The sequence below is a fragment of the Patescibacteria group bacterium genome, from assembly GCA_030583705.1.
Taxonomy (GTDB): domain Bacteria; phylum Patescibacteriota; class Patescibacteriia; order Patescibacteriales; family Patescibacteriaceae; genus Patescibacterium.
In genome coordinates, this window is sequence record CP129471.1 from 452165 (window position 1) to 478837 (window position 26673).

Genomic DNA, 26673 nt, shown 5'->3' on the forward strand with positions numbered 1-26673 from the left:
TTATTCAATAAGATAATCAAGCCACTCTTTAAGTGCCTTATTTAATACAATAATATCATGAGAAACAATAGTCAAATCCGGTAAGGCTAAAAAAGAAGAATCTTGGGTTTTTCTTAATAAAAATAAGCTTTTTAAATTAATAACCAAAGAAAGGTCTTTTTCAAAGCTTAGAGAACAATCTGCGCAAAACCAACCCCCTTCCTTGGGAAGAAGATAAGTATTTTCACCCAAAGCTTTTTGGCATTGCCGACAGTTTAGATGATCAAGACCATAACCAAGATGTTTTAAAACTTTAAGTAAAAAAACATACGAAAGAAACTGATAAACTTCACGATTAGCTTCCGTCTTATCTAAAAAAGTTAAAAAATCCAAAGCATGATCAAAAAGATGGGGATCTTGAACATCTTCTTTAATAAGCTTATTAAAAGAAGACAAGGCATAACCGGCAGCTTCAAGTTTTTCATAATCTGACTTTAGACAAGCGTAAACTCTTTGACTAACCAAAGAAGCAGCATAATCTCGACGACCAGCAATAATCATTAAGTCAACCAAATTAAAAGGCTCACTATGGGCCGACATTTTGGAATTAAACTTAAGACCTCCTCTAATTAAAAATCTTAACTTACCCTTATCCCTTGAATAAGCGGTAACTAAAGTATCAAAAGCGCGATAAGGAGAACGTTTAAGCACTAAAGCACGAGTAGAGTAAGTGGGGGTTGATGGAGTGGGCATAATAATTTTAAAAATTAAAGTCCATCAAAATAAGACTGTAAGATAACCATAGCAGCTAAAGAATCTCTCATGCCTTTTCTTTTATTTTGTTTATCCAGTGAATCCGCTTGGGCGCTGGACATTCTTTCGTCTATTAAAATAATCGGTAAATCACCAACTTCTTTTTTTAACTTGTCTAAAAAATCTTTAAAAGACTTATTGGCTTGTCCTCCCCTTAAAGACATAGGATTACCTACAATTAAGATACTTGGGTTTTCTTTCTTAATAATCATTAAAAGGTCTTTTAGGTTTTTAGCTACACCCTCTGGAGAAGCTACTTTGCTCGCCAAATCTCCGGTCGCTAAACCGATTCTGGCTTCTCCCCAATCAATACCTAAACAAAGTCCTTCTTGCATCTTATTAATTAATTATTATTAAAAGTAATATTAAAACTATTCTCTGGCCGTAGCTACTTCACAACCCCTTTCGGTTACTATAATCGTATGTTCAAAATGAGCACTTAAACTTCTGTCTGCGGTAATAAAAGTAATACCGTCTTGTCCTAGAGCGATACGCCAACCACCTAAAGTAGCCATGGGTTCAACAGCTATTACCATACCGGCTTGTAAGGCAATATTAGGGAATTCATTTTTGGGAAAAGCATAATTAGGTATCTGTGGAGGCTCATGTACCCCGTAACCAACTCCGTGTCCCACCAACTCTTTAATTACTCCCAGTTTATAGTCCTTTAGAACCTGCTCTATAGCTGAGCCAAGTTCAAGTATGGTTAATCCCGGACGAATAATTTCAATGGCTTTTTCAAGCGACAAGGCTGTACCTTCCAGTAACTTAGAAGCTTCCTCTGAAATCCTCCCCACCGGGACAGTAACCGCGGTGTCAGTATAATAACCCCTACCTTCACTAGGATATTTCATACCAATATCGAGAGTAACAATATCTCCGTCTTTAAAGATCATATCTTTCTTAGCCGGACCATGTACAATACCCTCGTTAAGAGAAATACAAAGAATACTGGGAAAAGGCTTAGCGCCTTGATGCGAACAATATCCTTTAAAAGCCGGTGCTCCCCCAATCTTCTCCATCATTACCTCAGCTTTTTCTTCAAGATCAAAAGCTCTTAAACCCGGCTTAACCATTTTAGCTAAAGTACCCAAAATCTCGCCTAAAAGTAAACCACCCTCTTTAATTAAGGCGATTTCTTCTGCGCTTTTAATCATTTTTTTATCCATATTATCTTACTTATTTGGAGTTTTTCTTATTCTTGCTCTTATTTAATTTCTTACCCTTAACCTTAGCCGCTATCCCGTAATTTTTAAGTTGAACTCTTAATTCTTTATGTAGGGTAATAATTGACCTTTCTCCGTCTATGACAATAATTGAACCACGGCCACTAGCTTTTTCTAAAAGCGGCTGAATACTCTTATTATAATGCTCTAAACGATGACGTACCACTTTAGGCTCATCATCCGGCCGACGATAGATTTTTTCTCCACAAAGATCACAAATATCTTTTTTGCGAGGTGGGTTATAAACTAAATGATAAGAAGCACCACAACGACAAACTCGGCGACCGGTTAAACGAGTTAAAACTTCCCTATCTGGGATTTTTACTTCAATAAAATAAAGCCTATCATCCCCCTTGGTTAATTTAAGAAGATGTTTAAACTGATTCTCATTTCTCGGATAACCGTCTAAGATAAACCCGCGCTTAGTGTCCGGTTTAGTTAAACGAGCTTTAAGTATGTGATCCACTAAGGTTTCAGGTACCAATCTTCCGTCAATCATCAAGCTCTTGGCTTTACGACCCAAAACACTACCGGTTTTTTGTTCACGTCGCAAAAGCTCACCAGTAGAGATGGTGGGGATATTAAGCTTCTCAGCTAAAAGATCGGACTGGGTACCTTTTCCGGAACCAGGAGGACCGAAAAAAACTAAAATTGTACGAGGCATGTTTTAATAATTAAGAATAATTAATACTTCTATAGATTAACATAAATAGAAGAAAAAATCAAATAAATAGGCTATTTTTATTGCGCAAATCTAATTAAAGATATTTCTTGGGCAGATAAAGATCTATTGTAAATACGGACTTCATCCATGTAACCATTGAATTGTCTAAAAAGTAAATTACCAAACTGACTATCGCTGACATTGTGATTATTAAAAATTTGATTATTTCCAATCATTTGTCCGTTAACCCAAAACTCCAAATTATCACCTCTTTTAACTCCAGCAACATGATACCAAGTATCAAGCGTGGAAAAAGTTGAAGTAGTGGCACAAGAGCCTGCCCAATAAGTCCAAGCAGAGCAACCGGGCCAAGTAGCTTCTTGAATCATATAAAGAAATCTTATATTGTCTACATCCCAATCTCCTCTATAACGAAAACGGTAAAGCCCATTATTAATTAAATCAACGGAAGCTTGCCAAGCTATGGGTCTTATCCAAAAAGCAACAGTAAGATTTTCGGTAATTCTTAAAGAATTATCATTCCCAACATTTACGTTTTGAGTGGATGAAGTAAACCTTAAACAAGAACCAATGCGACATTCATTCTCAGGCTGCCAAGTAACTCCAGCACTTAGGGTTCCATTATTTCCGTTACCAGAACTATCTTGAGTATTAAGACCAGATCCTTCTTCAAACTTCCAAAAACCAACCAAAGATGGATCTATGGGTCCACTTGAAGAAAGAACAACAGTACCTGATTCTGATGAGCTAGAAGCAGAGCCTAAACAATAATGAATTACATAATCTTGTTGATTATCCAATGGGGTATAGCTGTATTCTTCATTTGGGCAATCACCATCTGTCCTAGGTGTTGGATTATTTGGCACCTTGCTAATATAAACTATATCATTGGCTTCTAGGGGTTGTCCCGGAGTAAGAGATGAAGGATATTGATTATTATCTGCATAATAAAGCTCTAAAGCATTAACTATTGATCTTGCATCGTTTAATCTTTTAGAATCTCTAGCCTTAAATCTTGAATTACCTAAAGCCACTATGGCCAAGGTTGAAAGAGTACCTATAATAGCTATTACTACAAGGAGTTCTATAAGAGTAAAAGCTTTGGGGATATTTTTAGACATAAGATTATTATAACACAAAAAATCTATATATTAAAAAGAGCCCGTTAAGGCTCTTTTTAATTAATATTTATTATAATTTACTAGATCTATATAATAATTTAATCCATGCTATACTCTCTCATCGTCACCTGGGACTGTATCTGTTTAACAGCGTCAATAACCACCGAAACAACGATCAATAGGCTGGTACCTCCAATAGCCAAAGAAGGTAGCCCGGAAAAAGCTTGGAGTATTAAAGGTAAAACCGCAATAGTAGACAAGAAAAGAGCTCCAACTAAAATGATCTTATGGGTCGTATTACCCAAATATTCCGTTGTATGTCTACCTGGACGGATACCAGGAATAAAGCCTCCCTGTTTCTGAAGATTCTCGGCAATTTTTGAAGGATGAAAAACGATTTCGGTATAAAAATAAGTAAAGCCGAAAACCAAAAGAAAGTACATAATACCGTAAGCCAACTGATCATTAAAGAAATTAATCACCCACTGAGCCGCTGAAGCCAAGGTCGGACTGGCCGCCCCGACAAAAAACTGGGCTACCATCGGAGGAAAAAGTACCACTGAAATGGCAAAGATAATTGGGATAACTCCGGCCATATTAACACGTAAAGGCAAGTGGGTTGAATTACCACCAAAAGAATGCCCACCTCTCATTTGCCTGGCATATTGCACAGGGATATTACGTTGACCCTCGTTAATTACTACTACACCGACAACCGTAATAAGGCCGATAACCAAAAGACCAATAATAGTGGTTAGCATATCTGGCGTATAGTTTAATGAAAGTTCCTGGACAGCCGAAGGCAGACCAGCAATAATACCGGCAAAGATCATTAAAGAAATACCGTTACCAACTTTCTTTTCACTAATTAATTCTCCAAGCCACATTAAGAAAATAGTACCAGCGGTAACAGTGGCCATAATAGTAAAGTAATCAAAAGGGCTTAAATCTTGAATAACACCAGCACCAGTATTTCTTAAAAGTATAATCATGCTATATGACTGGATCATAGCAAAAGGCACAGTCGCCCAACGAGTCCACATAGTTATCTTTCTCTTACCAGCCTCTTCTTTGTTCATTTCTTCAAGCTTCGGAATTAACATGGTTAAGAGCTGGAAAATAATAGAAGCAGTAATGTAGGGACCAACTCCCATCATCACAATGGAAAAGTTCTCCATACCACCACCAGAAAAAATATTTAAAAGACCCAAAATGTCATTACCAGCAAAAAAAGTTTTTAGGGCTTCAGGATTAGCTCCTGGTACCGGAATATGAGCAGCTATTCGGAAAATAACCAACATAGCCAAAACAAACAACACACTGTTGCGTATTTCTTCAATTCTCCAAATTTTCAAAAGTTTTTCCATATTAATTATAGAAGGAAAGGTTTAGAGTTTTAATCTTAGCTAAGATTACCACCCATTTTTTCAATAATAGCTTTAGCTCCTTCGCTGGCCTGAATATCTTTAATTTGTAAATTTTTCAATTTAAGATCTCCCTTAACCACTATTTTAGCTTTTTCTCTTAAACCAAGCAAGTTAAGACGTCTTAAAATAACCGGATTAACCGTTGCTCCATCAGTTAAGGCCTTATTAAGCATATTAAAAGTAATAACCTTAGCTTTAGCATGATAAGAAGTAAAACCACGAGATTTAGGGATACTCAAAAGACGCTGTCTCATACCAAGACGCTTTAAACCACTCACACCAGAGCGAGATTTCTGTCCTTTAAGACCACGGGTGGAATAAGTACCATGTCCGGAAGCATTACCTCGTCCGACGCGCTTACGGTCCTTGTTGGTCTTATTACCCTTAATGTTAGATAAAGAAAGTGTCATATATTTATTATTACCGATTATTTTGGATTACTCAACCTTAGATTCAATTTTTTCGCTTTTTTTGTTTGACTTGTCTGATTTATCACTAACGGTTTTTTCAGCTTGTTTATTACCTTCATCGATTTCACCTTTATTCTCCTTACTTTCCTGATTCTTGTCATTTTTAGATTTACGAGGAGCCTTTAGTGACTTAAGCGCTTCCATAACACATTTAGCGTTATTAACTTTATTATTGGTACCAAGAATCTTACTGGAAACGTTATGGACACCGGAAAGTTCAAGAATGGTTCTAACAATACCCCCGGCAATAATACCTCGTCCGGCAGCGGCCGGTTTAAGTAAAATATGGGCTGCGCCAAATCTATGATCTACAGCGTGTGGAATAGTGTGCCCGGAAACAGACACGTTAACAATATCTTTTTTAGCCTGGTTAACCGCTTTTGAAACAGCAATGGTAACATCAGCTCCCTTAGCTAAACCAATGGCCACTCTCCCCTTTTTATCTCCAATAGCCACACAAGCTCTAAAGCGCATTCTCTTACCACCGGCCATAACACGAGTAACACGAGCAATATCTATAACTCTTTGTTCAAATTCTTCAGCCGGCTTTTCCTCACGAGCTCCTCTACGACCTCGTCTTTCTCCGCCCTGTCTTCTACCTCCTCCGCCTGCGCGTCTTTCTCCACCGCGACCGCGAGTCTGCCCAGCTGAAGATTTCTTTTCTTCAGTTCCCTTTTGTTCTTGATTGTTGGTTTGTTCAGTCATAAATGAAAATTAAATTAAAATTGCAAGCCTGCCTCGCGAGCTCCTTCAGCGGCAGCTCTAACTCTTCCGGTATAACGATTACCTCCACGATCAAAAACAACTTTATCAATCTTTAAATCCTTAGCTTTTTCAGCCAAAAGAATGCCAACCGCTTTAGCTGTTTCGGTTTTATTACCCTTGGTCTTTACTTCTCTTGAATGAATACCGGCTAAAGTCTTACCAGAAGCATCGTCTATTAACTGTACATAAAAATGACGATTGCTTTTGGAAACATTAAAACGAGGGCGCTCAGCCGTACCGACAATAACCGAACGAATCTTTCTTTGTCGGCGTTTTTTAATCATTAAAGTTTGTTGCTGCTTGTTCATATAGATAAATTACAACTATTTTAACTAAGATCCTTTAGTGGCGGTCTTACCGGCCTTACGGCGGACAATTTCGTCGCTATAACGGATACCCTTACCCTTATAAGGTTCAGGTTTCTTAAGTTTACGAATTTGGGCGGAGATTTCTCCAACTAATTGCTTGTCTATACCAGAAATTGTAATACTATTACCTTCTACTGTAGCTTCAGTGCCCTCTGGTAAAGAAAAATTAATCGGATGAGAAAATCCCAGGTTTAGAGTTAAGGCCTTACCTCCTCCGGACACCTTATAACCAACACCTTGAATTTCCAACTTCTTACTAAATCCTTCACTAACACCAATTACCATATTTTTAATAAGGCTGTAATAAAGACCCCACATGGCTCTTTCTTTACGATTATCCTTATTAGCTACTGAAACCTTAATTACCTTTTCATCAATAACAACACTAACCATACCTCCAATAAGCTGCTTAAGCTCTCCTTTAGGGCCTTTAACCGTCACTAAGCTATCACTGTAAGAAGCGCTAACACCGGTTGGTAATTCAATTGGTAGTTTTCCTAATCTGGACATATTGGTTTAATAAATTTCACAAATAATTTCTCCTCCGACATTACGTCGCTTAGCCTCACGATTGGTCATTAACCCTTGAGAAGTGGAAATAATAGCAATACCATAGTGGTTCAAAACTCTTGGTAAAGAATCTTTACCAACATAAACCCGACGACTTGATTTACTGATTCTCTTAATGGAAGAAAAAGTCGGAAGACCGTTAGGGCGATACTTAAGCTCCAAACGCAATTGGGCAAAGCCTTTATCTGTAGCTGGTATAATTTCGGCTTTGTTAATCCAGCCGTTTTCTTGAAGCAGCTTGGCAATATTGAATTTTAACTTACTCGTAGGCAAAATCACCTCCGAAGCTTTAACAGCGGCGGCATTTCTGATACGAGTTAACATGTCTGCAATTGGGTCAATCATACAATTATACAAATTAATTACCAGCTGGATTTTTTAATTCCGGGCAAGTCGGTATTGTTGGCAAATTCTCTGAAACAAATTCTACACAAATCAAAGTCACGCATATAGCCGTGATTACGACCACAACGCCAACAACGACGAATTTTTCTGGTGGAAAACTTCGGAGTTTTCTTTGATTTTTCTATTAGAGCTTTTCTAGCCATACAATTATTTACTTAAATTCTTTTTAAAAGGAAAACCGAGCAGACGAAAAAGCTCAAGCCCTTCATCCTTTGTTTTAGCGGTAGTGGAAATATTAATTTCCAAACCGTGCACGTTTTCAACTTCATCAAGCTTAATTTCCGGAAAAGCGATATGCTCCTTAAAACCAACAGATAAATTACCGCTTCTATCCACTTTACTTTCCTCAATACCTCTAAAGTCTCTTACTCTTGGGAAAGTAATATTAACCAACTTGGTTAGAAAATCATACATTCTGTCTCCTCGCAAAGTAACCGTTACTCCAACAATATTACCTTCACGAACCTTAAAACCAGCAATAGACTTCTTAGCTTTAGTTAAAATAGCTCTTTGTCCGCTGATTCTGGAAAGATTTTCGGCCACAGCGTCAATATATGACTTTTCTTTAGTAAATCGTCCCACACCAACATTAATGGTAACCTTAAGCACTCTCGGTACAGCCAATAGGTTGGTATAACCGAAACGCTCCTTAAGAGCCGGGACTATTTCTTTTTGGTATAATTCTTTAAGTTTCATAAAGTTAGTCTATGGTAGCTTGACATTTTTTGCAAATACGAACCTTGACACGACGCTTTTGGCTATCTGAAGTCGGTTCTAAAAACTTCTTACCAATCCTGGTTGGTTTTTCACATTTCGGACAAACCAACATAAGGTTAGACAATCTAATCGGTGCCGGAAATTCAATCCTTTGTCCTTGCTCACCTTTTTTACGAGGACGCATGTGCTTAATTAAAAGGTTAACGCCTTCAATGCTGGCGCGATCCGTTTCAACCAAGACCTGCAAAACCTTACCGGTTTTACCTTTGTCCTTGCCTGCCAACACTATTACTTTGTCATTTCTTTTGATATTCATATCAATTTCTTTAAATAACTTCAGGAGCCAAAGAGGCTATCTTCGTATAACCGGCCCGACGAACTTCACGCGGAATGGGTCCGAAAATACGGGTACCTCTTGGTTCTCCGTTCTTTTTATCAATAATAACGCAAGCATTATCGTCAAAGCGAACATAACTACCGTCTGTACGACGAATTTCTTTTTTAACTCTAACCACCACTGCCAGTAAAATATCACTTTTTTTAACCATGGAATGCGGTGTAGCCTGCTTAACTACTACAGTAATCTTTTCGCCAACTCTAGCATAGCGCTTACGATAACCGCCGAGCACGCGAATACACTGGACGCGTTTAGCGCCTGTGTTATCTGCTACTTTTAACATGCTTTGAACTTGAATCATACTGGTTAGTTAAGTGTTATATACTTTATTTATTAACAAATTAATTTATTTTTATTGGTAAATCACTCGCCAACGCTTCTCTTTAGACAAAGGGCGACATTCCACTAAAGAAACCTTATCCCCTTCCTTAAAGCGATTCTCGGGATCATGAACCTTATAACGACTAGTTGAAACATAACGACGGTGGTACTTGGAATTAATCTTAACTGTTTCCACGGCTACCACTACGGTTTTGTCCATTTTATCGCTAACCACCACACCCTTAAAAACTTTTTTAATAATGGGCTTGGTTTCAACTTGTTCTGTAATCTTATTATTTTTCATATAATTAACGCTTTTCATTAATAACGGTTAAAAGACGTGCGACCAAAAGACGAAGTTCTCTAACCTCACGAACATCTTTAAGTTGCTTATTGGCATCCTTAAAGCGCAAGCGCCTTAAATCTTCCCGCTTTTCGCCAAGCAGCTTATGTAGATCAGATAATTCTTTTTTTCGTAAATCTTGTAATTCCATAAACCTTAATTAATGTTTTTTAACAAAAATGCACTTAACGGGTAGCTTATAAGCAGCTAAACCCATAGCTTCTCTGGCTTGTTTTTCCGTTACTCCTTCAATTTCAAAAATAATCATACCGGGTTTAACAATGGCTACGTAATGATCTACTGAACCCTTACCTTTACCCATAGGAATTTCACCGCCTTTTTTGGTAACAGATTTATCCGGGAAAATTCTAATCCACAGCTTACCTGTTCTTTGGACATAACGAGTTATAACCCTACGAGCAGATTCTATTTGTCTAGCCGTCACCCAACAAGCTTCAATACTCTTTAAGCCGTAACTGCCAAAACCAAGGTTAATCAGACGGGAAGCCTTCCCACCCCTGGTGAGCTTGTGTGATTTGCGATATTTTGTCTTTTTGGGTGCCAACATATTATTTCTTTACGTTTTTCTTATTAACGGTTACCACTGAACCAGCTTCTTCTCTTTTATTAAAAATCTCTCCGCGGTAAACCCACACTTTAATGCCAATTAAACCAAAAGTTGTCAAAGCCGTACCGCGAGCATAATCAATGTCCGCGCGTAAAGTTTGCAAAGGCAATTTGCCGGAAACCAACATTTCGCTTCTAGCTATTTCAGCACCGTTTAAGCGTCCAGAAACCATTACTTTAACACCCATAGCACCAGCTCTTTCAGCCCGACTAATAGCTTGCTTCATAACTCTCTTAAAAGGCATTCTTTTTTCCAAATCAAGAGCTATGGACTGAACCAAAACCTGAGCGCTTAAATTCGGACGATCTATTTCATTAACATTAACGTTTATTTCACCTAAACGAAAATTCTTTAAGAATTTAGTATGGAGCTTTTTCTTAAGGTTGTCAATGCCCGCTCCACCACGACCGATAATTAAACCAGGCTTAGCAGTAAAAATAGTGACTACAATCTTTTTACCAGAAGGTCTTTCAATTTCCACCTGATGAATACCAGCTTCGCGTAAATCTTTAACTAAAAACTTACGGATTAAAACATCCTGTTTTACTTGAGCAATATAATCCCTACTGGTCGCAAACCACTTGGAAGGCCAGGTTCTGGTTATACCTACACGAAAGACTTTTGGATTAACTTTCTGTCCCATATAATTTTATAAATAAATTAACCGCTCTTGCGCCTAAAGATCTTAGAAGTAAAACCTTGGGCACCGCTTTGTCTACCACCGCCTTCTCGACGAGGATTAACGGCTGACTTGTCTTTTTCCAAGCTTTCCGCTGACTTAAGCGTATCTTTATCTTCAACTTTAATATCACCCTTCTCGGCTGGTGCTGCACCAAGCTTAATAGGTTCAACTATTTTGCTCTTCTTACCCTCTTTTAGTCCGCTATCCTTAATCTCACCCAAAATAACACTAACATGACTCATTCTTTTTCGCAAAGGAGTAGCTCTTCCGTGAGCTCTAGGTAACCAACGTTTTAAAACCGGACCACCATCTACTCTTATTTCTTTAATAAAAAGATTATCCGCTGCTAATTGGAAATTATGAGTAGCGTTAGCGACTGCCGAATCAATGACTTTCTTAATCGGAGTAGCCGCAGACTTATTAGCTACAGATAACTGGTTAAGAGCTTCCTGTATTTTTTGTCCGCGCACCAAACCAGCCACCAAGCGCATTTTGCGAGGCGAAATTCTTACAAATTTGGCAATTGCTTTAACTTCCATATTGAAAAATTATTATTTACCTTTTTGCGCCTTGGCTATTTTACCGCCATGGCTAACAAATTTTCTAGTAGGAGAAAATTCTCCTAACTTATGACCAATCATATTCTCATTAACTAAAACCGGTGTATGAACCTTACCGTTATGTACGCCAATTGTAAACCCAACCATCTCTGGCGTAATAGTAGCAGATCTGTCCCAAACCTTAATAACGGTTTTATCACCGGGCTTAAGGTTTTGAATCTTTTTTAACAGCCTTTCGTTAATGTATGGGCCTTTTTTAAGACTTCTTGACATATTTTTTATTTCTTCCTGCCTTTACGGCTTTGAATAATTAATTTACCAGAAGCTTTCTTCTTTGATCTGGTCGGAACTCCATAAGCATTCTTACCCCATTTGGTCTTAGGATGCTTCAAACCGATTGGCTGGTTACCTTCACCTCCACCGTGTGGGTGATCTACTGGGTTCATAGCTGTTCCTCTAACGGTTGGGCGACGTCCAAGTAAACGACTACGTCCGGCTTTACCTAATTTAACATGACGTCTATCTGCGTTACCTACTTGACCAATAGTACCCAAGCATTCTTTTTTAACCAAACGAATTTCTCCGGAAGGTAGCTTCAACTGGGCGTATTTCTTTTCAACCGACATTATATAAAGAGCATTACCGGCACCGCGAGCTAACTGTCCGCCTTTACCGGGCTCTAATTCAACGTTATGAACAGGTAGGCCAACTGGAATGTGTTCTAAGGGCATAGCATTACCGACTGAAGGTTCAATAGCTTTATTATCGCTCAAGATAACAGTTCCAACCTCTAGACCAGCAGGGACAATCATGTAACGCTTTTCTCCATCTTTATAGAATATTAAACCGATACGAGAACCTCTGTTCGGATCATACTCAATAGTCTTAATCGTACCAGGTACACCGAATTTATCTCTTTTAAAGTCAATTGTTCTAATATAGCGCTTAACCCCTCCGCCACGATGACGTACGGTAATCTTACCCTGGGCATTACGACCGGCAAATTGTTTACGAATCGTCAACAAGGCACGATGCGGATTCTTGGTAGTAATATCCGAAAAGTCTTCAAAGCTGGCGCCGCGAAGTCCGGGGGTGGTAGGTTTTGCTTTCTTAATTGCCATATAATTCTAATTAAACACCTTCGTAAAGACTAATGGTTTTGCCTTTAGGCAAAGTAACAATCGCTTTTTTCCAATCCTTTCTTTTTCCAACAGTGCGACCAAAACGCTTGGTTTTACCTTCCATAACTATCATGGAAACTTTGGTTGGAGTAAGTCCGTAAATTTCTTTAATCGCTTTAGCTACTTCAATCTTATTGGCCTTACGAGCCACCTCAAAAGTATATTGCCCAAAAGCTTGTTGCTGGGTAACTTTTTCAGAGATTAAAGGACGAACTAGGATTCTGTAAGCTTGAGAAGTCTTAATGGTCTTTTCTTTCTTGTCATTAACCTCAACCTTCTCGCTAACAACTTCCTTATCCTTAACCACGACTTCATCAACCGTTTTTTCTTCAACAGTCTTATCTTCAGTCTTTTTTTTGCGATTTAGAATACCCATATATTTATTGCTTCTGATAACGCTCTTCAATAATCTTTAAAGCCCTATCTGTTAAAAACAAGTTGGGATAATGAAGAACATCAACAATATTAAGGTTATCAACATTAATCATCTTAACATCTGGTAGGTTTCTGGCGGAATTTTTAACTGTCATCTCGGCAGAAGAATCAATCATTAAAATTTTACCCTGGTTTTCTTCCAAAGCGTTGGCACGAACTTTATCAATTATTCCTTTAAAGATTTTGGTTTTAAACTCCTCAATTTTCAAATCATCCAAAATAACCAACTTTTTATTAATAACCTTATCGGATAAAACAATCTTAAGAGCCTTGCGCTTCATTTTTAAGTTAAGATCTTTGCCAAAACTTCTTTGGTTGGTTGGACCAAAAGTTACACCTCCGCCAATCCAAATTGGGCTACGGCTTGAACCAGCTCTAGCTCGGCCGGTACCTTTTTGTTTCCAGGGTTTTTTACCACCACCACGCACTTCGCTACGATCTTTAGTGTGAGCCAAAACTTTCCTTTCGTTGGACATCTGGGCTACTAAAGCCTGATGAACCAAGGATTTATTTGGGCTAACGCCAAAAACCGCTTCAGACAATTCTGTTTGTCCGACTTCTTCTCCGTTTTGATTGTGGATTTTATAAGAAATCATATAATTAAGATTTTTCTTCTTTATTCTCAACTTCTTCAACAACCTCAGCTACTAGGGCTTCTTCAGTTTTTTCTTCAGTTGCTTCTTCGCTTGTTTCTTTATTCTCCTCAGTTGTTTCCATAGCTACTTCTTCTTTTACTTCCGCTTCTTCCTTAGCTTCTTCTACTACTTCTTCCTTAACTTCTTCAGGTTGCTCGGTTTCTTCTTTAACTTCTTCTTTATTTTCATCTGCAGTTTCTTCTTTTTCTTCCTTTACTTCTTCTGAAATAACCTTCATAGCTTCTTCTTTACTTAAAGGAGTTACCTCCCCTTCTGAAGAAAGCATAATAAGTCCATTACGAGCTCCTGGTACAGCTCCCTTAACATACAAGCTACCATCTTTCTCGTCAATGGCAATAACTTCAACATCATGCAAAGTTACACTGTCTCCTCCCATCCTACCAGCCATACGGGTACCTTTAAAAACGTGCTGAGGTCCTGTTGAACCGATGGAACCAGGCATTCTTAACTGATCCTTGTTACCATGGGTAGCGTCTTGTCCATGGAAACCATGGCGTCTAACTACTCCTTGAAAACCCTTACCCTTTGATGTTCCGACAATCGTTAAACGATCTCCAACTTTAAAAGAAGAAACAGTAACATAATCCCCAGATTGGAGATTAAGAGCAGAATCTTGGCCAGATAATCTAAACTCCTTAACATAACGGAAATTACCAAGTTCTTTATATTCACCAAGTTGCGGTTTTCTTATATTCTTGGTTGCCTTAACGCCAAAACCTACCTGCACAGCGTTATAGCCGTCCTTTTCATCGGTTTTATGACGAATAACCACACAAGGACCGGCTAAAATACGGGTTACGGGAACAACCGTGTCCTGTTGCCAAATTTGAGTCATGGCGATTTTTTTTCCAAGAATAAATTTCATAATTATAAAAAAAGAAAAATCGGATCAAGGATATGACCGATTCCCAGCTGACAAAAGTTCGGGCTAAATTAAGTCCGTATAAAGAATTGTCTTGTAAATCCCGGGAGGGCTTATCCTTTCAGCTGTCTTAGTCTTTTATTTATCCACTTCTCCTTCTCGGAGGTTAAATAAATAAGATTAAAACAGTCTTAATTAAATCTTACATTTTTATTTCAACATCAACGCCGGTGGGTAAATTAAGATTACTTAGGGCTTCAATGGTGGCGGCGGAGGGTTCAATGATGTCCAACAGTCTCTTGTGGGTTCTCATTTCAAACTGATCCCGCGCATCTTTGTGAACAAAAGTTGACGAATTGACCGTGTATTTCCTCTTCTCTGTTGGTAGAGGAATCGGTCCGTAAAGCTGCGCGCCGGTTCTTTTGACGGTTTCAACAATAATTCTTGTTGATTGGTCAATAATCTTATGATCAAAGGAGCGAATTTTAATTCTCACCCTTTGCTTAAAGTCGGCGGCCGTCTTAGCCGTCTCAACAACATTTTTTTCAACTTCTGTCATAAATTAATAATTTACTGACTTATAATTAAGTACAGATAAATCCTTCCGTCGTTTAAGACGGAAGGAGGAAATCTTTACTTAAGAATCTTAACTACTACACCAGCACCAACAGTGCGTCCGCCTTCGCGAATAGCAAAGCGTTGCTTTTCTTCCAAAGCGACCGGAGAGATTAATTTAACATTTAAATTAACGGTATCACCGGGCATAACCATTTCAGTACCTGCAGGTAATTCAACCTCACCGGTAACATCAGTGGTTCTGATATAAAACTGTGGCTTGTATCCCTTAAAGAAAGGCTTATGGCGTCCACCTTCATCTTTACTAAGAACGTAAACTTCACATTCAAATTCAGTATGAGGGGTAACTGATCCGATCTTAGCCAAAACCTGTCCGCGTTCAACATCATCTTTCTTGGTACCGCGCAAAAGCAATCCGGCATTATCACCAGCTCTACCTTCGTCAAGTAACTTGTTAAACATTTCAATGCCAGTAACTACGGTCTTTTTAGTTTCACGCAAACCGACAATTTCTACTTCATCGTTAACCTTAATAATACCTCTTTCAACACGTCCGGTAACAACCGTACCACGTCCTTCAATTGAGAAAATATCTTCAATAGGCATTAAGAAAGGCTTTTCAATATCACGTTCTGGTTCAGGAATGTGTTCATCAAGAGCTTTAACCAATTGCATAACAGCTTCTCCATATTCTCCAGTTGGATTTTCCAAAGCTTTTAAGGCACTACCGCGAATAATTGGGGTAGTATCACCAGGGAATTCGTATTTTTTAAGTAAATCTTTAACTTCTTCTTCAACTAAGTCAATAAGTTCTTTGTCTTCCACCATGTCGCACTTGTTCAAGAAAACAACAATATAAGGCACACCAACCTGACGAGCCAACAGAATGTGTTCACGAGTCTGAGGCATAGGTCCATCAGTGGCAGAAACTACTAAAATAGCTCCGTCCATCTGGGCGGCACCGGTAATCATGTTTTTAACATAGTCAGCGTGACCAGGACAGTCTACGTGAGCGTAGTGTCTGGCTTCCGACTCGTATTCAACGTGAGCGGTAGCGATGGTTATACCGCGAGCCTTTTCTTCAGGCGCGGCGTCAATCTGGTCAACATCCTTACTGGATGCGGACAAACCCCTATCAGCCAAAACCTTTAATAAGGCGGCGGTCAAAGTGGTTTTACCGTGGTCAACGTGTCCAATGGTACCAACGTTAACGTGCGGTTTACTTCTTTCAAATTTGTCTGCCATATTTTTATAATAAATTATAAGATTTAAAGGTATAAGGTTCGTCAAGCTAATAATGAACTTGCTTAACCAACCTTATATCTTTGCCTAACCTATAATTGTAAAAATTAATTAAATAAAAATTTTAATCAAATTACAGAACCTCGTCAGCTTCACGCCGGCGAGAGTCCGGGATACTCCAAGGGTTTTTTGAATCTTTTGGCCGACTAAAATTGCTTTGGCCATTAACCTTTGGAGGTCTCCAATCCATTAAAGGCGTTAGAGACTCAGCTTTCTTCTCTTCTTTCTTCTCTTCCTCTTTAGCTAAATGACTATGGTTTCCATCCTTTCTAACCTCGTCTTCGTTCTTGCTTAAGGACTGTAAAACCTGGCCATTTTTCCATTTAGCTATATCGGAGTTTATTTTATCAATAAGCTCATCTTCTGTCAAGCTTTCTGTCTTAAGGGATCTTTTAATCATTTCTTCGTAGTCTCTAAGCCCGCAAACCACATAAGATTTTTCAGGCTCAGCCTTATCAAAGACAATCACTTTATCCCCGGTTTTATTAATTAAATCAATTAACCTTTGGATATGATCATTCATAAAAGATTCTTAAAATTACTTGAAAAAGACTAAACTATTGTAACCGATAAAGAAAAAGAGGTCAAGAGGGTAAAACTGTTAATAATTTATTTACCCTTACCACCAGCGATTTCTTCAGCCACATGACGCGGAACTTCGTTGTAATGCAAGAATTCCATACTGTAATTGGCTCTACCTTGGCTCATGGAACGAAGTTGGGTGGCATAACCAAACATTTCAGCTAAAGGCACCTTAGCATCAACCACCTTCAAATTACCCCTATCTGTCATTTGATCAATTTGTCCTCTTTTGGAATTAAGGTCTCCAATTACATTACCCATGTACTCTTCAGGAGTAGTTACCTCAACTTTCATAATCGGTTCAAGTAGTATAGCCGAAGCCTTACGACAAGCCTCTTTAAAAGCTAAAATACCAGCCATTTTAAAGGCTGCCTCAGAAGAGTCTACTTCATGATAAGAACCGTCATAAACAGTGGCCTTGACGTCAACAATTGGGTAACCGGCAACCACACCTTTGTCTAAAGCTTCTTTAAAGCCCTTTTCAATAGCCGGGATATATTCTCTTGGAATAACTCCACCTTTAACTTCATCAACAAACTCCGAGCCCTTACCAGCCTCTTGTGGCTCAATACGTAGCCAACAATGTCCATATTGTCCTCTTCCTCCAGACTGTTTAATGTATTTTCCTTCAGCTTCAGCTTTATTACGAATGGTTTCGCGATAAGAAACCTGGGGTTGCCCGATATTGGCCTCAACATTAAATTCTCTTTTCATTCTATCTACAATAATATCCAAGTGTAATTCGCCCATACCGGAAATAAGGGTCTGATTAGTTTCTTCATCAGATTCAACACGAAAAGTCGGATCTTCTTCAGCTAAACGAGCTAAAGCCAAACCCATTTTTTCTTGGTCAACTTTAGTTTTAGGTTCAACGGCAATCTTAATAACTGGCTCTGGGAAAGAAATACTTTCCAAGAGAAGGGGGCGATCAACATCACATAAAGTATTACCAGTATAAGTTTCTTTTAAACCAATAGCAGCCGCAATGTCTCCGGAGTAAATAGCATCAATTTCTTCACGATGATTGGCATGCATTCTGACCAATCTACCAATTCTTTCTTTTTTGCCAGTAGAAGAGTTAAAAATATAAGAGCCGGAACGAAGAACACCAGAATAAACACGAACAAAACAGAGTTTTCCGACAAAAGGATCGGTAGCTATTTTAAAAGCTAGGGCAGAAAAAGGCTCACTGTCTTCCACTTTAACGATAATCTTTTTTTCTTCATCATCAATGTCCATACCTTCCAACATCGGTACGTCAAGTGGTGAAGGCAGATAATCGTTAACTGCATCCAAAACTAACTGTACACCAATATTCTTTAAGGCAGTACCACAAAAAACCGGATAAACTTCATTGTTAATAACCGCTTTACGTAAAGCTTTTTTAAGATCTTCAGCTTCAATAGTTTCACCACCAAGATATTTTTCAGTCAAAGCTTCATCACATTCAACAATTTTTTCAATTAATTCTTGACGATGTTTTTCAACTTTTTCTTTCATGTCTTCAGGAATATCAATCTTGTTAATCTGTTCACCGTTTTGTCCTTTAAACTCATAAGCCTGCATAGCGATCAGGTCAATTACGCCACTCATATTTTCTTCAGCCCCGATCGGTAATTGAGCAGCTACGGCCTTTGGATTTAATCTTTGACGAATTGAATCAAGGCTCATATAAAAATCAGCACCCATTTTATCCATTTTATTAACAAAACAAAGACGAGGTACATGGTACTTATCAGCTTGGCGCCAAACGGTTTCAGATTGAGGTTCAACACCAGCAGATCCGTCAAAAACAGCTACAGCTCCATCTAAAACACGCAAAGATCTTTCCACTTCAACCGTAAAGTCAACGTGTCCAGGGGTATCAATAATGTTAATTCGGTTATCATGCCAAAAACAAGTAGTAGCCGCCGAAGTAATAGTTATACCACGTTCTTTTTCCTGCTCCATCCAGTCCATTTCAGCCGCACCTTCGTGTACTTCTCCAATTTTATGCTTTTTTCCAGTATAAAACAAAACGCGCTCGGTAAAAGTAGTTTTTCCGGCGTCAATATGGGCCATGATGCCGATATTTCTGGTATTTTGGAGTGAATATTCCCTAGCCATAGTTATTAAATTATTTTAATTAATTTTTAGCGTGCAAAATGAGCAAAAGCCTTGTTAGCTTCAGCCATTTTTTGGACGTCAAGTTTTTTCTTAATTGAAGCGCTTTCTCCTTTAGAAGTATCTATTATCTCCATGGCCAATTTTTCAGCCATTGGCTTACCTTTGCGAGCGCGAGCTGCTTGTATTATCCAACGACAACCAAGCATAAAGCGACGATCCCCTCTTACCTGATAAGGAATCTGGTAGTTGGCTCCACCAACTCTTCGGCCTCTTACTTCCAAAGATGGAGAGACTAGTTTTATAGCCTTGTTAAAAACATGGCGAGGATCTTGTCCTGTTTTTTCCTTTATAATATCGAAAGAAGTGTAGACCACTTTTTGGGCTACGGATTTTTTACCGGCATACATAATGTAATTGATGAATTTGGCTATTTCAACATCACTGTACTTAACATCCGGTTGGATTGAACGTTTGGCGGCGGGTTTTCCTCTCATAAATTTAAAATAATTTAGTTATCTATAGTTTAATTAAGCTTTAGGCTTTTTAGTCCCATAGCTACTGCGGCTCTGTCTACGAGCTTCTACTCCCTGAGCGTCATAAACACCACGAATAATCTTATAACGAACACCTGGTAAGTCCTTAGTACGACCACCTTTTATTAAAACAATAGAGTGTTCTTGAAGGTTGTGACCAATACCAGGGATATAAGCGGTAACTTCCATACCATTAGACAAGCGAACACGGGCAATCTTACGAAGAGCCGAGTTAGGCTTCTTCGGAGTCATGGTGGTAACTTTTAAGCAAACACCGCGCTTAAAGGGTGCTCCTTTAATTGTAGTATTTTTCCTTCTATGTAAAGTGTCCAGCGTTAACTTCAAAGCCGGAGATTTACTCTTGGCTCTAGTAGTCTTTCTACCCTTTTTGATTAACTGATTAATTGTTGGCATAAATAAATAAAATAAATTCAAACACAATATTTTGATCGTAAAATAAATCCCGAACTAGCGGGATATGAGTTACTTTAACAGAAGTAAAAAAACAAGTCAAGGGTTTTTAACCGACTTAAAACAAGCCTTAAAAAATAGCCAAAAAACACTGATAAAGGTGTTATAAATATATTAATAAAAGACCCAAAAATACAGTATTTTTATCTAATATTAGCTATTTAAATAGGTATACCAATAAAAGCAAAGAATACCCATGAAAGCACTGGAATAATAATCCTGAAAAAGCCCAACATAACCAGGAAAATAACAATGATTAATCCGTAACGCTCAAGTGAAGAAAATTTACTCCTAAAAGGCTCAGGTAAAAAAGCGGCTAAAACCTTGGAGCCATCTAATGGAGGGATGGGCATCATATTAAAAATCGCCAAGGCTAAATTAATGAAACAAGCCACTAAAGAGATAAAAACCAGACTAACGGCTAAAGAACCCTGGGTTAAAGCCATAATAGCCGCATCATCACCTGTGAAAAACCCGTTAATTAAAGAAATAAGCGCTCCGTCTGGTAAAGGCAAAAAACGAACGATTAAAGCAAAAACAGCCGCCAGAATAATATTACTAACAGGCCCGGCAATGGCCACCTTAAGCTCTCCGTATTTTCTATCTATTAAGTTATACGGATTATAAGGTACCGGCTTAGCCCAAGCAATAAAAAACCCCACTTTGGAAATGACCAAAAGGATTGGCACTAAAATTGAACCAATCGGATCAAGATGTTTAATCGGGTTAAGAGTCAGTCGTCCTTCATCTTCAGCGGTAGTATCCCCCAAACGACGAGCCATCCAACCGTGGGCATACTCATGAATCACGGCGGAAAGAATTAAAATTATAATGGTAACAGCAATAATCATCATAAGCAATCATGAAAAATCATAAAAAATTATCGTAATTGCATACAATACAAGCATGCAAATACAATTCTATATTAACACAAGCAAAAGACCTTGTCTAATAAAAAATCCAAAAAATAGCTATTTTCTTGATATTATAAACAAAATCATAAACACCTCACATCATTGAGGTGTTTATGGGAGATATTATTTAAAATTATTTGGAATTATAAACTCTTAAAACCAAAACTAAACCAATTAAATAAGACATTCCCAAGGGATGATTAAGGTAAGGGGTGAAAAAATGAACAACTACCAAAGCAAAAGTTGAGCCTAAAAGACCTAAACCAATCAATGCTTCGTGATTATCACTCTTCTTGTAAAGACCATAAGCCTCTTTTAAGATAAGCCAAATAAGCCATAGAGCAAAAAATACGCCAACCAATCCTGTCTTAAGCCAAATATCAAGCCAACCCCATTCAAAAGCAAAGGTGGTATAATAACCATCCACTGTAGATTCTTGGACTCTTGGATCTGTTGAATAATAAGTTAGGGTTTTGCCAAAACCATGACCAAGTAAAGGTGCTTCCTTAATCCCCTCCCACATAACAGGCAAAAGAAACCAACGAGCCGAAGCCGCACTTTCATCAAGTTTAGTAGCCCTGTCTGTTAATAAAGAATAATCAATTTCTGTGGTCGGCTGGGGGAAAGGAAATTTAACAACCAATAAAAGTAAAAGTAGGGAAAATACCAAAGTTACAAGAAGAGCTCCTAAGTTTTTTATTACAGATAATAGATTAGGCTTGTATTTAATCAATAAAAGAAAAACTGTCACCAAACAAGCCGCTAAAAGACCTAGCCAAAAACTTCTGGATAAACCAACAATAATCACCATAGAGGAAAAAACCAAAACACTATAAATAATTCTTAACCAAGTTTTATTTAAACTTAAATTTAAAGAATTTTTTATTGAAGGTAATTTTAAACTAAACAACCAAGCCAATAAAAAAGCCGGAATCATAAAAACATGAGACTGGGTAAAAATACGATAAAATCCTCCATCATTCATCCGAGTAATTTCGCCTAAAAGACTATAACGAGTCCAGCTATATATCTCAGCCATTAAAGGCATAAAACCATGAGAAAAAACATAGAGGATAAAAATTGTTTTAAGAAAAGACCAAGCCAAAGACAAGAGAATGATAACCCCTATTTCCATCAAGTCCTTACGACTCCGAACAACATAAAGCAAGGGCAAAAAGATCAAGGCAAAAATCCATCTTTTCGCCTCAATTAACCAAAGAGAGTTTTCATTGTTAAAATAACCTAAAATAGCGGAAATAAAAAGAACTAACAAGATCCCTATAAGGGGTTTACGATAAGCTGAGTTTAAAAATATCTCTTTATAATAATTAAAGTACGAACGAGGTTTAAAAAGAACATTCATAAACCAAACAGCCATAACAATCAGCCAAAGAGTTATTCTTAAAGACAGCCCCGACTCCACTGAGCCACCATATAAAAGATAACCATGTGAGCCGATAACCAATTCAGCGGCTAAAAACCAAAGACCGTATTTTAAATTCTTTAAAGTTAAAATCAAAGCCACTAAGGCAACTAAAACGAAAGTTAGATACGCAACGTTTCTTTCAAAAAAACCAATGAAAGACAAAGTCTCCACCGTTAAAAGGGAGAAAAGAAACCAGAAAACAAAACGTTTGCTTAAAAGATTCATATTAATTAATTTAAGGCAAAAGAAGCTTATCGCCTATCTTTAAATTATAACGCGAAGCTCCACCTGAGGGCAACTCTAATACGCGATCCACAGGAGCCGGAGAATCATAAAGACGATAAGGTGGAGCTTGTTCAGGCTCTAAGTTTTCATCAAGACCTATAACCTCTCCTCCATTAAGCCAAACTATATCCAAAGAAAAATTCATCTCTCTCATCACAAAAGTTCTTTCTATGCTATCGGGAAAAACAAATAACATACCGCATTGCTCGCACAAAGATTCCCTATGACTTAATCCCAAATAATGCTCAGCTGGAGTTAAGGCTTGTTCAAGATAAATTAATTGTCCGTTAATTTCAGTTTGAAAATGCTTATCTTTAATTATATTTTTATCAAACCCATCTCCCTTATCTGCCCCATCTCTTTCTTGTACAGTATTATGCTTATCATTATTAAATAAACCAACATTAAATTCTCTAAAAATAAAAAAAGCAACCAATATAACCAATAAAAACAAAGCTAAAATTTTTATTATATTATTTGTTTTTTTCATATTAATTTTTAAGACAAATTATGTTTAGCTTTAATAATCGCCTCAGCTTGCTTGTATTTTTTAACGGTGGGCAAGAAAGGAAATAGTTTGTAAAAAGCTTTGGGTACCCAAGAGCTAATATGTCCTCCGGTTTTTACCTCAAAAAGCACCTGATCAATCCAAATTCCCCGATGACCGTTTTCTAACATAGTAAGCCAAACATCCCAGTCTTGCAGTCTTTTAATATTATTATCAAAACCAGGGAAAGCTTCTTTTCTAATTAAGGAAGTGGAGTGAATATAGGGCATACGACGCAGTCTTTCTTCACTGTAAGGAAAGAGCCTGAAAAGCTTTGGTCCATACTTATAAGAACAATATACAAAGGCTGATTGAGGATTCTCATTCAAAGTCTGCTTCATTAAAGCCAGCATATCTTCTTTCATTACTAAATCATCGTCTGAAAAAAGTAAAAAATCTCCCTTAGCTCTAACGGCGCCAAAGTTACGACTAGGATTAGAGCCTTCATTAGGCTTGGAAAAAAAACTAAACCTATTAGCCGGAAATTTATCTTGGTAATGTTTTAAAATCTCCTCAGTTTGGTCAGTTGAACCGTCGTTAACGACAATCACTTCCCAATCTTTTTCGCTTTGTCTTAAAATACTGTCCAAACAATCCCCGATCACCGGGCCATGGTTGTAAGTTGGAATAATAATGGAAATCATATTTTTATCTTTATATAGTTTATTTAATGTTAATCTTTTTTACAAACAATCTTAATGGCTCTTTAAACAATCTTAATGGTTTTATAAACAATCCTTATGATTTTAAATTTAAATAAAAGTAAAATAAAATCAATTAATCTAAATGATTTTTCAGCGCCTGATAAAAAGCCTTCACTCTTTGACTCCACTCAGAGCGACGAGCTTTTTCCAAGCCGTTTTGTCCAAGGCGTCTACGTAAGTTCTCGTCATCTATCAGCTTAATTAAAGTTTCAGCAATTAAAGAAGAGTTTTCTTCATCCACCCTTAAGCCGTTATAACCATCTTCCACCGCATCCCCTACGCCACCGCTCAAACCCGCTACCACCGCCTTAGTAAAAGCTCCGGCTTCAAGATAAACAATGCCAAAACCTTCATAATCACCTCCCATGTTCCTAGCTGTTAAAACAAAAATATCACAGGCCGCTAAAGCTAAGTCTCTTGCCTGATCATCCAAGTTATTTAACAACATTATGTTATCTGTCACTCCAGATCTTTGAATTAATTTTTTTATTCTTTCCTCGTCCGATCCACCCCCAATGATCACATACCTAAAATCAGGATAACGATTAATAATAGTCGGCATAGCCGCAATTACCCGGTCAATTCCCTTTCTTTCCACTAAACGTGCCACCGTTAAAATAAAAGGATAATTTTGTAAGTTGTATTTTTCTCGCCAAGCGATAATTTCTTCACTGGACGGTTTTGCTTTAATCTCCACCCCGGGATTAATAACCGCGATCTTTTTTTGCTGGGGCAAGAAGTTTTGCACTAAAACAGCGGTATAACTATTAGCACAAACCACCAAGCCCGCTCTTTTAATAATCGCTTTAGTTAAAAATCTTTTTCTAGACCCTTTAATAGCCAAGCTAAAATCATATCCATGTAATACCACCGCATAACGAAAAGGAAAAAAATAAGACAAGAGCCAACTTACAGTACCAAGTGGCAAAATTTCTCCGGCAATAATCCAATCTGGTCTCGCTTGCCGGCAAAGACGAAAAACAGTTAAAAGAGCTGCTCGCCATTTAAGTGGTCCACTTTTCTTAAGTAATTGGTTTTGCGAATTATCCACAGTAATAATTTCATCTGGCCAATATTTATGCAAATTACCGTAATAATTTTCTACTCCACCAATCGCCGGAGGATATTCAATGGCCAATAAAACTGTTTTCATAAATATTTAATAAATTGCTTATTAGCTACTTAACAAAAGAACTATAAATGCTTTTTAGGTCATTTAAGGTTATTGCTCTAACCAAGAAAAGCGCAATACCATATAACATGGCACCTACCGCTATAACCAAAACTGGATGCCAATAATCCTTAAGCCAATATACCCCAAAACCCATAATCAAGCCGGCCAAAATAATTTTTGGAAAAAGCTTAAAGGTTTTATAAAAACTACCTTCAATAATTTTTGGTACCACCGACCAACCTAAGATTAACATAAGAAAACTGGTTAAGACAACTGTTAAACAGGCTCCCAGTACACCGAATTTTGGGATTAATATTAAGTTTAAAATAATACTAGCCAAGGCCGTGATACCCATATTGATCGTATTACGCTTTTGTTTATCACAAGCGTTAAGCAGGGAGCCAACTGGATAACCCAAAAAGATAAAAGGAATAGCCAACATGGATAAACGTAAAGGATTAGCTGCTTCCGCAAACCCGGACTGAAAAAGAGCAACAATCGGCTCAGCCATAATAATAACCCCAACAGCTACTGGAATAGATAGAATTAAAGAATAATTAATCGCCCGAGTAAAGGTTACGGACAATTGTTCTTTATTATTATGCCAATATGAACTTAGAGCTGGGTAAAGCGAAGCTACAAAAGCCATGGGTAAAAATTGTAAGGCTAAAATAATTTTAAAAGGTATTTGGTAAATACCGAGTGCATAGTCACCTGCCAGCTTAAAAAGTAAAACAGAGTCAAAATAGGTATATGATCTTTGAAAAAGCAAGAAAACAGCAAAAGGTGCGGCAATAATCAATAAGGGTTTTAAAATCACTTTATTTAAAGTCGGCTTTAAAGATAACCCCTTAACTCTGTAACCGATAATAGCGGAATAAATCAGATTAAACAAACTAGCCAAAACCAAGCTAGCCATTAACCATTCTATGGATAAGCCACGGGCAAAAATCATTAAGCTGGAAAACAAAACAATTAACTGAAAAACCACCGAAGCGATACTTTCATGAAATAAATTATGAAAACCCCTTAAAGCTGCATAAAAAGTAGCAGTAAAACCGTCCAGGATCATGGAAGCCGCCGAAATATAAATCAGATGCTTGGTTAGCTCATTATATTCCCAAGCTTGGGTCCAAACAAATAAAACACTTAAGGTCATAAATCCTAAAATGAATTTTAACCCCAAAACATTAGCCACATAAGAACGAGCCTTTTCCTGATACTTAGCTACTTCTCTAGTTATAACATTCCCTATACCAATATCCAGGAAAATAGAAAAAATAGAAGTAATGGAAATCGCAAAATAATATTGCCCTAAATCAGCTGGCCCAAGCTCTCTGGCATAAATAGTAAAATAAGTCAGAGAAATAATCTTTTGGATAACCAAAGCCAAGGTAAAGTAAGAAGTGTTTTTGGCTATATTGGCAATTTTAACAGTCATA

At 37.7% G+C, this 26673-nt stretch carries 36 protein-coding genes and 1 pseudogene; all 37 read right to left on the reverse strand.

Features of this window, described 5'->3' with window-relative positions; translation table 11 throughout:
- The 37 genes and pseudogenes from recO to QY321_02350 all read right to left on the reverse strand — a co-directional run bounded on the left by recO (position 1) and on the right by QY321_02350 (position 26672).
- Positions 1-732 (reverse strand): DNA repair protein RecO, encoded by a 732-nt coding sequence (gene recO / locus QY321_02170; protein WKZ24401.1) that lies wholly within the window; start codon positions 730-732, stop codon positions 1-3.
- A gap of 14 nt (positions 733-746) precedes the next feature.
- Positions 747-1127 (reverse strand): Holliday junction resolvase RuvX, encoded by a 381-nt coding sequence (ruvX, locus tag QY321_02175; protein ID WKZ24402.1) that lies wholly within the window; start codon positions 1125-1127, stop codon positions 747-749.
- A gap of 36 nt (positions 1128-1163) precedes the next feature.
- Positions 1164-1961 carry a type I methionyl aminopeptidase gene (gene map, locus QY321_02180; GenBank protein WKZ24403.1) on the reverse strand — a complete coding sequence of 266 codons (798 nt, stop codon included), beginning with the start codon at positions 1959-1961 and terminating at the stop codon, positions 1164-1166.
- Between the two features lie 10 nt (positions 1962-1971).
- Positions 1972-2682, reverse strand: a complete 711-nt coding sequence (locus tag QY321_02185) for a nucleoside monophosphate kinase (GenBank protein WKZ24404.1) — start codon at positions 2680-2682, stop codon at positions 1972-1974.
- Positions 2683-2759: 77 nt separating this feature from the next.
- Positions 2760-3824, reverse strand: coding sequence for a prepilin-type N-terminal cleavage/methylation domain-containing protein (locus tag QY321_02190; GenBank protein WKZ24405.1), 1065 nt, complete (start codon positions 3822-3824; stop codon positions 2760-2762).
- A 98-nt stretch (positions 3825-3922) separates the two neighbouring features.
- Positions 3923-5191 carry a preprotein translocase subunit SecY gene (secY, locus tag QY321_02195; GenBank protein WKZ24406.1) on the reverse strand — a complete coding sequence of 423 codons (1269 nt, stop codon included), beginning with the start codon at positions 5189-5191 and terminating at the stop codon, positions 3923-3925.
- A 35-nt stretch (positions 5192-5226) separates the two neighbouring features.
- Complete coding sequence (locus tag QY321_02200; GenBank protein WKZ24407.1) at positions 5227-5661, reverse strand: uL15 family ribosomal protein; 435 nt, start codon at positions 5659-5661, stop codon at positions 5227-5229.
- Positions 5662-5688: 27 nt separating this feature from the next.
- The gene (locus QY321_02205) at positions 5689-6426 is read right to left on the reverse strand and encodes a 30S ribosomal protein S5 (GenBank protein WKZ24408.1); all 738 of its coding nucleotides are present in this window, start codon (positions 6424-6426) and stop codon (positions 5689-5691) included.
- Between the two features lie 14 nt (positions 6427-6440).
- Entirely contained in the window at positions 6441-6794 is a 354-nt protein-coding gene (rplR, locus tag QY321_02210; GenBank protein ID WKZ24409.1) for a 50S ribosomal protein L18, read from the reverse strand.
- Positions 6795-6818: 24 nt separating this feature from the next.
- Positions 6819-7364, reverse strand: coding sequence for a 50S ribosomal protein L6 (gene rplF, locus QY321_02215; protein ID WKZ24410.1), 546 nt, complete (start codon positions 7362-7364; stop codon positions 6819-6821).
- Positions 7365-7370: 6 nt separating this feature from the next.
- Positions 7371-7769, reverse strand: a complete 399-nt coding sequence (gene rpsH, locus QY321_02220; protein ID WKZ24411.1) for a 30S ribosomal protein S8 — start codon at positions 7767-7769, stop codon at positions 7371-7373.
- Between the two features lie 17 nt (positions 7770-7786).
- On the reverse strand, positions 7787-7972 hold the full coding sequence (locus QY321_02225) for a type Z 30S ribosomal protein S14 (GenBank protein ID WKZ24412.1): 186 nt from the start codon (positions 7970-7972) through the stop codon (positions 7787-7789).
- A 4-nt stretch (positions 7973-7976) separates the two neighbouring features.
- On the reverse strand, positions 7977-8525 hold the full coding sequence (gene rplE, locus QY321_02230; GenBank protein WKZ24413.1) for a 50S ribosomal protein L5: 549 nt from the start codon (positions 8523-8525) through the stop codon (positions 7977-7979).
- 4 nt (positions 8526-8529) lie between these two features.
- Positions 8530-8862, reverse strand: coding sequence for a 50S ribosomal protein L24 (rplX, locus tag QY321_02235; GenBank protein WKZ24414.1), 333 nt, complete (start codon positions 8860-8862; stop codon positions 8530-8532).
- A 10-nt stretch (positions 8863-8872) separates the two neighbouring features.
- A complete protein-coding gene (gene rplN / locus QY321_02240; GenBank protein ID WKZ24415.1) occupies positions 8873-9244 on the reverse strand; it encodes a 50S ribosomal protein L14 in 372 nt (123 codons plus the stop codon).
- A 51-nt stretch (positions 9245-9295) separates the two neighbouring features.
- Positions 9296-9568 carry a 30S ribosomal protein S17 gene (rpsQ, locus tag QY321_02245; GenBank protein ID WKZ24416.1) on the reverse strand — a complete coding sequence of 91 codons (273 nt, stop codon included), beginning with the start codon at positions 9566-9568 and terminating at the stop codon, positions 9296-9298.
- A 4-nt stretch (positions 9569-9572) separates the two neighbouring features.
- Positions 9573-9758 carry a 50S ribosomal protein L29 gene (gene rpmC / locus QY321_02250; protein ID WKZ24417.1) on the reverse strand — a complete coding sequence of 62 codons (186 nt, stop codon included), beginning with the start codon at positions 9756-9758 and terminating at the stop codon, positions 9573-9575.
- A gap of 9 nt (positions 9759-9767) precedes the next feature.
- Positions 9768-10175 (reverse strand): 50S ribosomal protein L16, encoded by a 408-nt coding sequence (rplP, locus tag QY321_02255; GenBank protein WKZ24418.1) that lies wholly within the window; start codon positions 10173-10175, stop codon positions 9768-9770.
- Position 10176: 1 nt separating this feature from the next.
- Entirely contained in the window at positions 10177-10878 is a 702-nt protein-coding gene (gene rpsC / locus QY321_02260) for a 30S ribosomal protein S3 (protein WKZ24419.1), read from the reverse strand.
- A gap of 242 nt (positions 10879-11120) precedes the next feature.
- Positions 11121-11456, reverse strand: a pseudogene (rplV, locus tag QY321_02265) (50S ribosomal protein L22).
- Positions 11457-11468: 12 nt separating this feature from the next.
- Positions 11469-11750, reverse strand: a complete 282-nt coding sequence (gene rpsS / locus QY321_02270) for a 30S ribosomal protein S19 (GenBank protein ID WKZ24420.1) — start codon at positions 11748-11750, stop codon at positions 11469-11471.
- A gap of 5 nt (positions 11751-11755) precedes the next feature.
- Positions 11756-12598 (reverse strand): 50S ribosomal protein L2, encoded by an 843-nt coding sequence (rplB, locus tag QY321_02275; GenBank protein WKZ24421.1) that lies wholly within the window; start codon positions 12596-12598, stop codon positions 11756-11758.
- A 10-nt stretch (positions 12599-12608) separates the two neighbouring features.
- Complete coding sequence (rplW, locus tag QY321_02280; protein ID WKZ25200.1) at positions 12609-12902, reverse strand: 50S ribosomal protein L23; 294 nt, start codon at positions 12900-12902, stop codon at positions 12609-12611.
- A gap of 136 nt (positions 12903-13038) precedes the next feature.
- Positions 13039-13689: a 50S ribosomal protein L4 gene (gene rplD / locus QY321_02285; GenBank protein ID WKZ24422.1), complete on the reverse strand. Its 651-nt coding sequence runs from the start codon at positions 13687-13689 to the stop codon at positions 13039-13041.
- A 4-nt stretch (positions 13690-13693) separates the two neighbouring features.
- Positions 13694-14614 (reverse strand): 50S ribosomal protein L3, encoded by a 921-nt coding sequence (rplC, locus tag QY321_02290; protein WKZ24423.1) that lies wholly within the window; start codon positions 14612-14614, stop codon positions 13694-13696.
- Positions 14615-14813: 199 nt separating this feature from the next.
- On the reverse strand, positions 14814-15170 hold the full coding sequence (gene rpsJ / locus QY321_02295) for a 30S ribosomal protein S10 (GenBank protein WKZ24424.1): 357 nt from the start codon (positions 15168-15170) through the stop codon (positions 14814-14816).
- Between the two features lie 74 nt (positions 15171-15244).
- Positions 15245-16432 carry an elongation factor Tu gene (gene tuf / locus QY321_02300; protein WKZ24425.1) on the reverse strand — a complete coding sequence of 396 codons (1188 nt, stop codon included), beginning with the start codon at positions 16430-16432 and terminating at the stop codon, positions 15245-15247.
- A 130-nt stretch (positions 16433-16562) separates the two neighbouring features.
- Complete coding sequence (locus QY321_02305) at positions 16563-17012, reverse strand: hypothetical protein (protein WKZ24426.1); 450 nt, start codon at positions 17010-17012, stop codon at positions 16563-16565.
- An 86-nt stretch (positions 17013-17098) separates the two neighbouring features.
- Positions 17099-19177: an elongation factor G gene (gene fusA, locus QY321_02310; GenBank protein ID WKZ24427.1), complete on the reverse strand. Its 2079-nt coding sequence runs from the start codon at positions 19175-19177 to the stop codon at positions 17099-17101.
- A gap of 26 nt (positions 19178-19203) precedes the next feature.
- Positions 19204-19671, reverse strand: coding sequence for a 30S ribosomal protein S7 (rpsG, locus tag QY321_02315; protein WKZ24428.1), 468 nt, complete (start codon positions 19669-19671; stop codon positions 19204-19206).
- Between the two features lie 33 nt (positions 19672-19704).
- Positions 19705-20124 (reverse strand): 30S ribosomal protein S12, encoded by a 420-nt coding sequence (gene rpsL / locus QY321_02320; GenBank protein WKZ24429.1) that lies wholly within the window; start codon positions 20122-20124, stop codon positions 19705-19707.
- A gap of 218 nt (positions 20125-20342) precedes the next feature.
- Complete coding sequence (locus tag QY321_02325; protein ID WKZ24430.1) at positions 20343-21035, reverse strand: site-2 protease family protein; 693 nt, start codon at positions 21033-21035, stop codon at positions 20343-20345.
- A gap of 193 nt (positions 21036-21228) precedes the next feature.
- Positions 21229-22746 carry an O-antigen ligase family protein gene (locus QY321_02330; GenBank protein ID WKZ24431.1) on the reverse strand — a complete coding sequence of 506 codons (1518 nt, stop codon included), beginning with the start codon at positions 22744-22746 and terminating at the stop codon, positions 21229-21231.
- Positions 22747-22756: 10 nt separating this feature from the next.
- Positions 22757-23296, reverse strand: coding sequence for a DUF192 domain-containing protein (locus QY321_02335; protein ID WKZ24432.1), 540 nt, complete (start codon positions 23294-23296; stop codon positions 22757-22759).
- Between the two features lie 8 nt (positions 23297-23304).
- On the reverse strand, positions 23305-23997 hold the full coding sequence (locus QY321_02340) for a glycosyltransferase family A protein (GenBank protein ID WKZ24433.1): 693 nt from the start codon (positions 23995-23997) through the stop codon (positions 23305-23307).
- A 133-nt stretch (positions 23998-24130) separates the two neighbouring features.
- Positions 24131-25210, reverse strand: a complete 1080-nt coding sequence (locus tag QY321_02345) for a glycosyltransferase family 4 protein (protein ID WKZ24434.1) — start codon at positions 25208-25210, stop codon at positions 24131-24133.
- A 25-nt stretch (positions 25211-25235) separates the two neighbouring features.
- Positions 25236-26672: a flippase gene (locus QY321_02350; GenBank protein WKZ24435.1), complete on the reverse strand. Its 1437-nt coding sequence runs from the start codon at positions 26670-26672 to the stop codon at positions 25236-25238.
- Position 26673 lies beyond the last annotated feature (1 nt).

Coding starts and splice junctions, on each gene's coding strand:
- QY321_02335 (WKZ24432.1), bottom strand. CDS start 23,296: ATGAAAAAAACAAATAATATAATAAAAATTTTAGCTTTGTTTTTATTG.
- secY (WKZ24406.1), bottom strand. CDS start 5,191: ATGGAAAAACTTTTGAAAATTTGGAGAATTGAAGAAATACGCAACAGT.
- QY321_02185 (WKZ24404.1), bottom strand. CDS start 2,682: ATGCCTCGTACAATTTTAGTTTTTTTCGGTCCTCCTGGTTCCGGAAAA.
- rpsJ (WKZ24424.1), bottom strand. CDS start 15,170: ATGACAGAAGTTGAAAAAAATGTTGTTGAGACGGCTAAGACGGCCGCC.
- rplC (WKZ24423.1), bottom strand. CDS start 14,614: ATGAAATTTATTCTTGGAAAAAAAATCGCCATGACTCAAATTTGGCAA.
- QY321_02325 (WKZ24430.1), bottom strand. CDS start 21,035: ATGATGATTATTGCTGTTACCATTATAATTTTAATTCTTTCCGCCGTG.
- QY321_02190 (WKZ24405.1), bottom strand. CDS start 3,824: ATGTCTAAAAATATCCCCAAAGCTTTTACTCTTATAGAACTCCTTGTA.
- rpsS (WKZ24420.1), bottom strand. CDS start 11,750: ATGTCAAGAAGTCTTAAAAAAGGCCCATACATTAACGAAAGGCTGTTA.
- QY321_02205 (WKZ24408.1), bottom strand. CDS start 6,426: ATGACTGAACAAACCAACAATCAAGAACAAAAGGGAACTGAAGAAAAG.
- QY321_02345 (WKZ24434.1), bottom strand. CDS start 25,210: ATGAAAACAGTTTTATTGGCCATTGAATATCCTCCGGCGATTGGTGGA.
- rplR (WKZ24409.1), bottom strand. CDS start 6,794: ATGAACAAGCAGCAACAAACTTTAATGATTAAAAAACGCCGACAAAGA.
- rpsG (WKZ24428.1), bottom strand. CDS start 19,671: ATGAGAGGAAAACCCGCCGCCAAACGTTCAATCCAACCGGATGTTAAG.
- QY321_02350 (WKZ24435.1), bottom strand. CDS start 26,672: ATGACTGTTAAAATTGCCAATATAGCCAAAAACACTTCTTACTTTACC.
- rpsL (WKZ24429.1), bottom strand. CDS start 20,124: ATGCCAACAATTAATCAGTTAATCAAAAAGGGTAGAAAGACTACTAGA.
- map (WKZ24403.1), bottom strand. CDS start 1,961: ATGGATAAAAAAATGATTAAAAGCGCAGAAGAAATCGCCTTAATTAAA.
- QY321_02305 (WKZ24426.1), bottom strand. CDS start 17,012: ATGAATGATCATATCCAAAGGTTAATTGATTTAATTAATAAAACCGGG.
- rpsQ (WKZ24416.1), bottom strand. CDS start 9,568: ATGAAAAATAATAAGATTACAGAACAAGTTGAAACCAAGCCCATTATT.
- rplB (WKZ24421.1), bottom strand. CDS start 12,598: ATGGCAATTAAGAAAGCAAAACCTACCACCCCCGGACTTCGCGGCGCC.
- QY321_02330 (WKZ24431.1), bottom strand. CDS start 22,746: ATGAATCTTTTAAGCAAACGTTTTGTTTTCTGGTTTCTTTTCTCCCTT.
- QY321_02225 (WKZ24412.1), bottom strand. CDS start 7,972: ATGGCTAGAAAAGCTCTAATAGAAAAATCAAAGAAAACTCCGAAGTTT.
- rplE (WKZ24413.1), bottom strand. CDS start 8,525: ATGAAACTTAAAGAATTATACCAAAAAGAAATAGTCCCGGCTCTTAAG.
- QY321_02200 (WKZ24407.1), bottom strand. CDS start 5,661: ATGACACTTTCTTTATCTAACATTAAGGGTAATAAGACCAACAAGGAC.
- rplN (WKZ24415.1), bottom strand. CDS start 9,244: ATGATTCAAGTTCAAAGCATGTTAAAAGTAGCAGATAACACAGGCGCT.
- recO (WKZ24401.1), bottom strand. CDS start 732: ATGCCCACTCCATCAACCCCCACTTACTCTACTCGTGCTTTAGTGCTT.
- rplD (WKZ24422.1), bottom strand. CDS start 13,689: ATGATTTCTTATAAAATCCACAATCAAAACGGAGAAGAAGTCGGACAA.
- rpsC (WKZ24419.1), bottom strand. CDS start 10,878: ATGGGACAGAAAGTTAATCCAAAAGTCTTTCGTGTAGGTATAACCAGA.
- QY321_02340 (WKZ24433.1), bottom strand. CDS start 23,997: ATGATTTCCATTATTATTCCAACTTACAACCATGGCCCGGTGATCGGG.
- fusA (WKZ24427.1), bottom strand. CDS start 19,177: ATGGCTAGGGAATATTCACTCCAAAATACCAGAAATATCGGCATCATG.
- rplF (WKZ24410.1), bottom strand. CDS start 7,364: ATGTCCAGATTAGGAAAACTACCAATTGAATTACCAACCGGTGTTAGC.
- tuf (WKZ24425.1), bottom strand. CDS start 16,432: ATGGCAGACAAATTTGAAAGAAGTAAACCGCACGTTAACGTTGGTACC.
- rpsH (WKZ24411.1), bottom strand. CDS start 7,769: ATGATTGACCCAATTGCAGACATGTTAACTCGTATCAGAAATGCCGCC.
- rplP (WKZ24418.1), bottom strand. CDS start 10,175: ATGTTGGCACCCAAAAAGACAAAATATCGCAAATCACACAAGCTCACC.
- rplX (WKZ24414.1), bottom strand. CDS start 8,862: ATGAATATCAAAAGAAATGACAAAGTAATAGTGTTGGCAGGCAAGGAC.
- ruvX (WKZ24402.1), bottom strand. CDS start 1,127: ATGCAAGAAGGACTTTGTTTAGGTATTGATTGGGGAGAAGCCAGAATC.
- rpmC (WKZ24417.1), bottom strand. CDS start 9,758: ATGGAATTACAAGATTTACGAAAAAAAGAATTATCTGATCTACATAAG.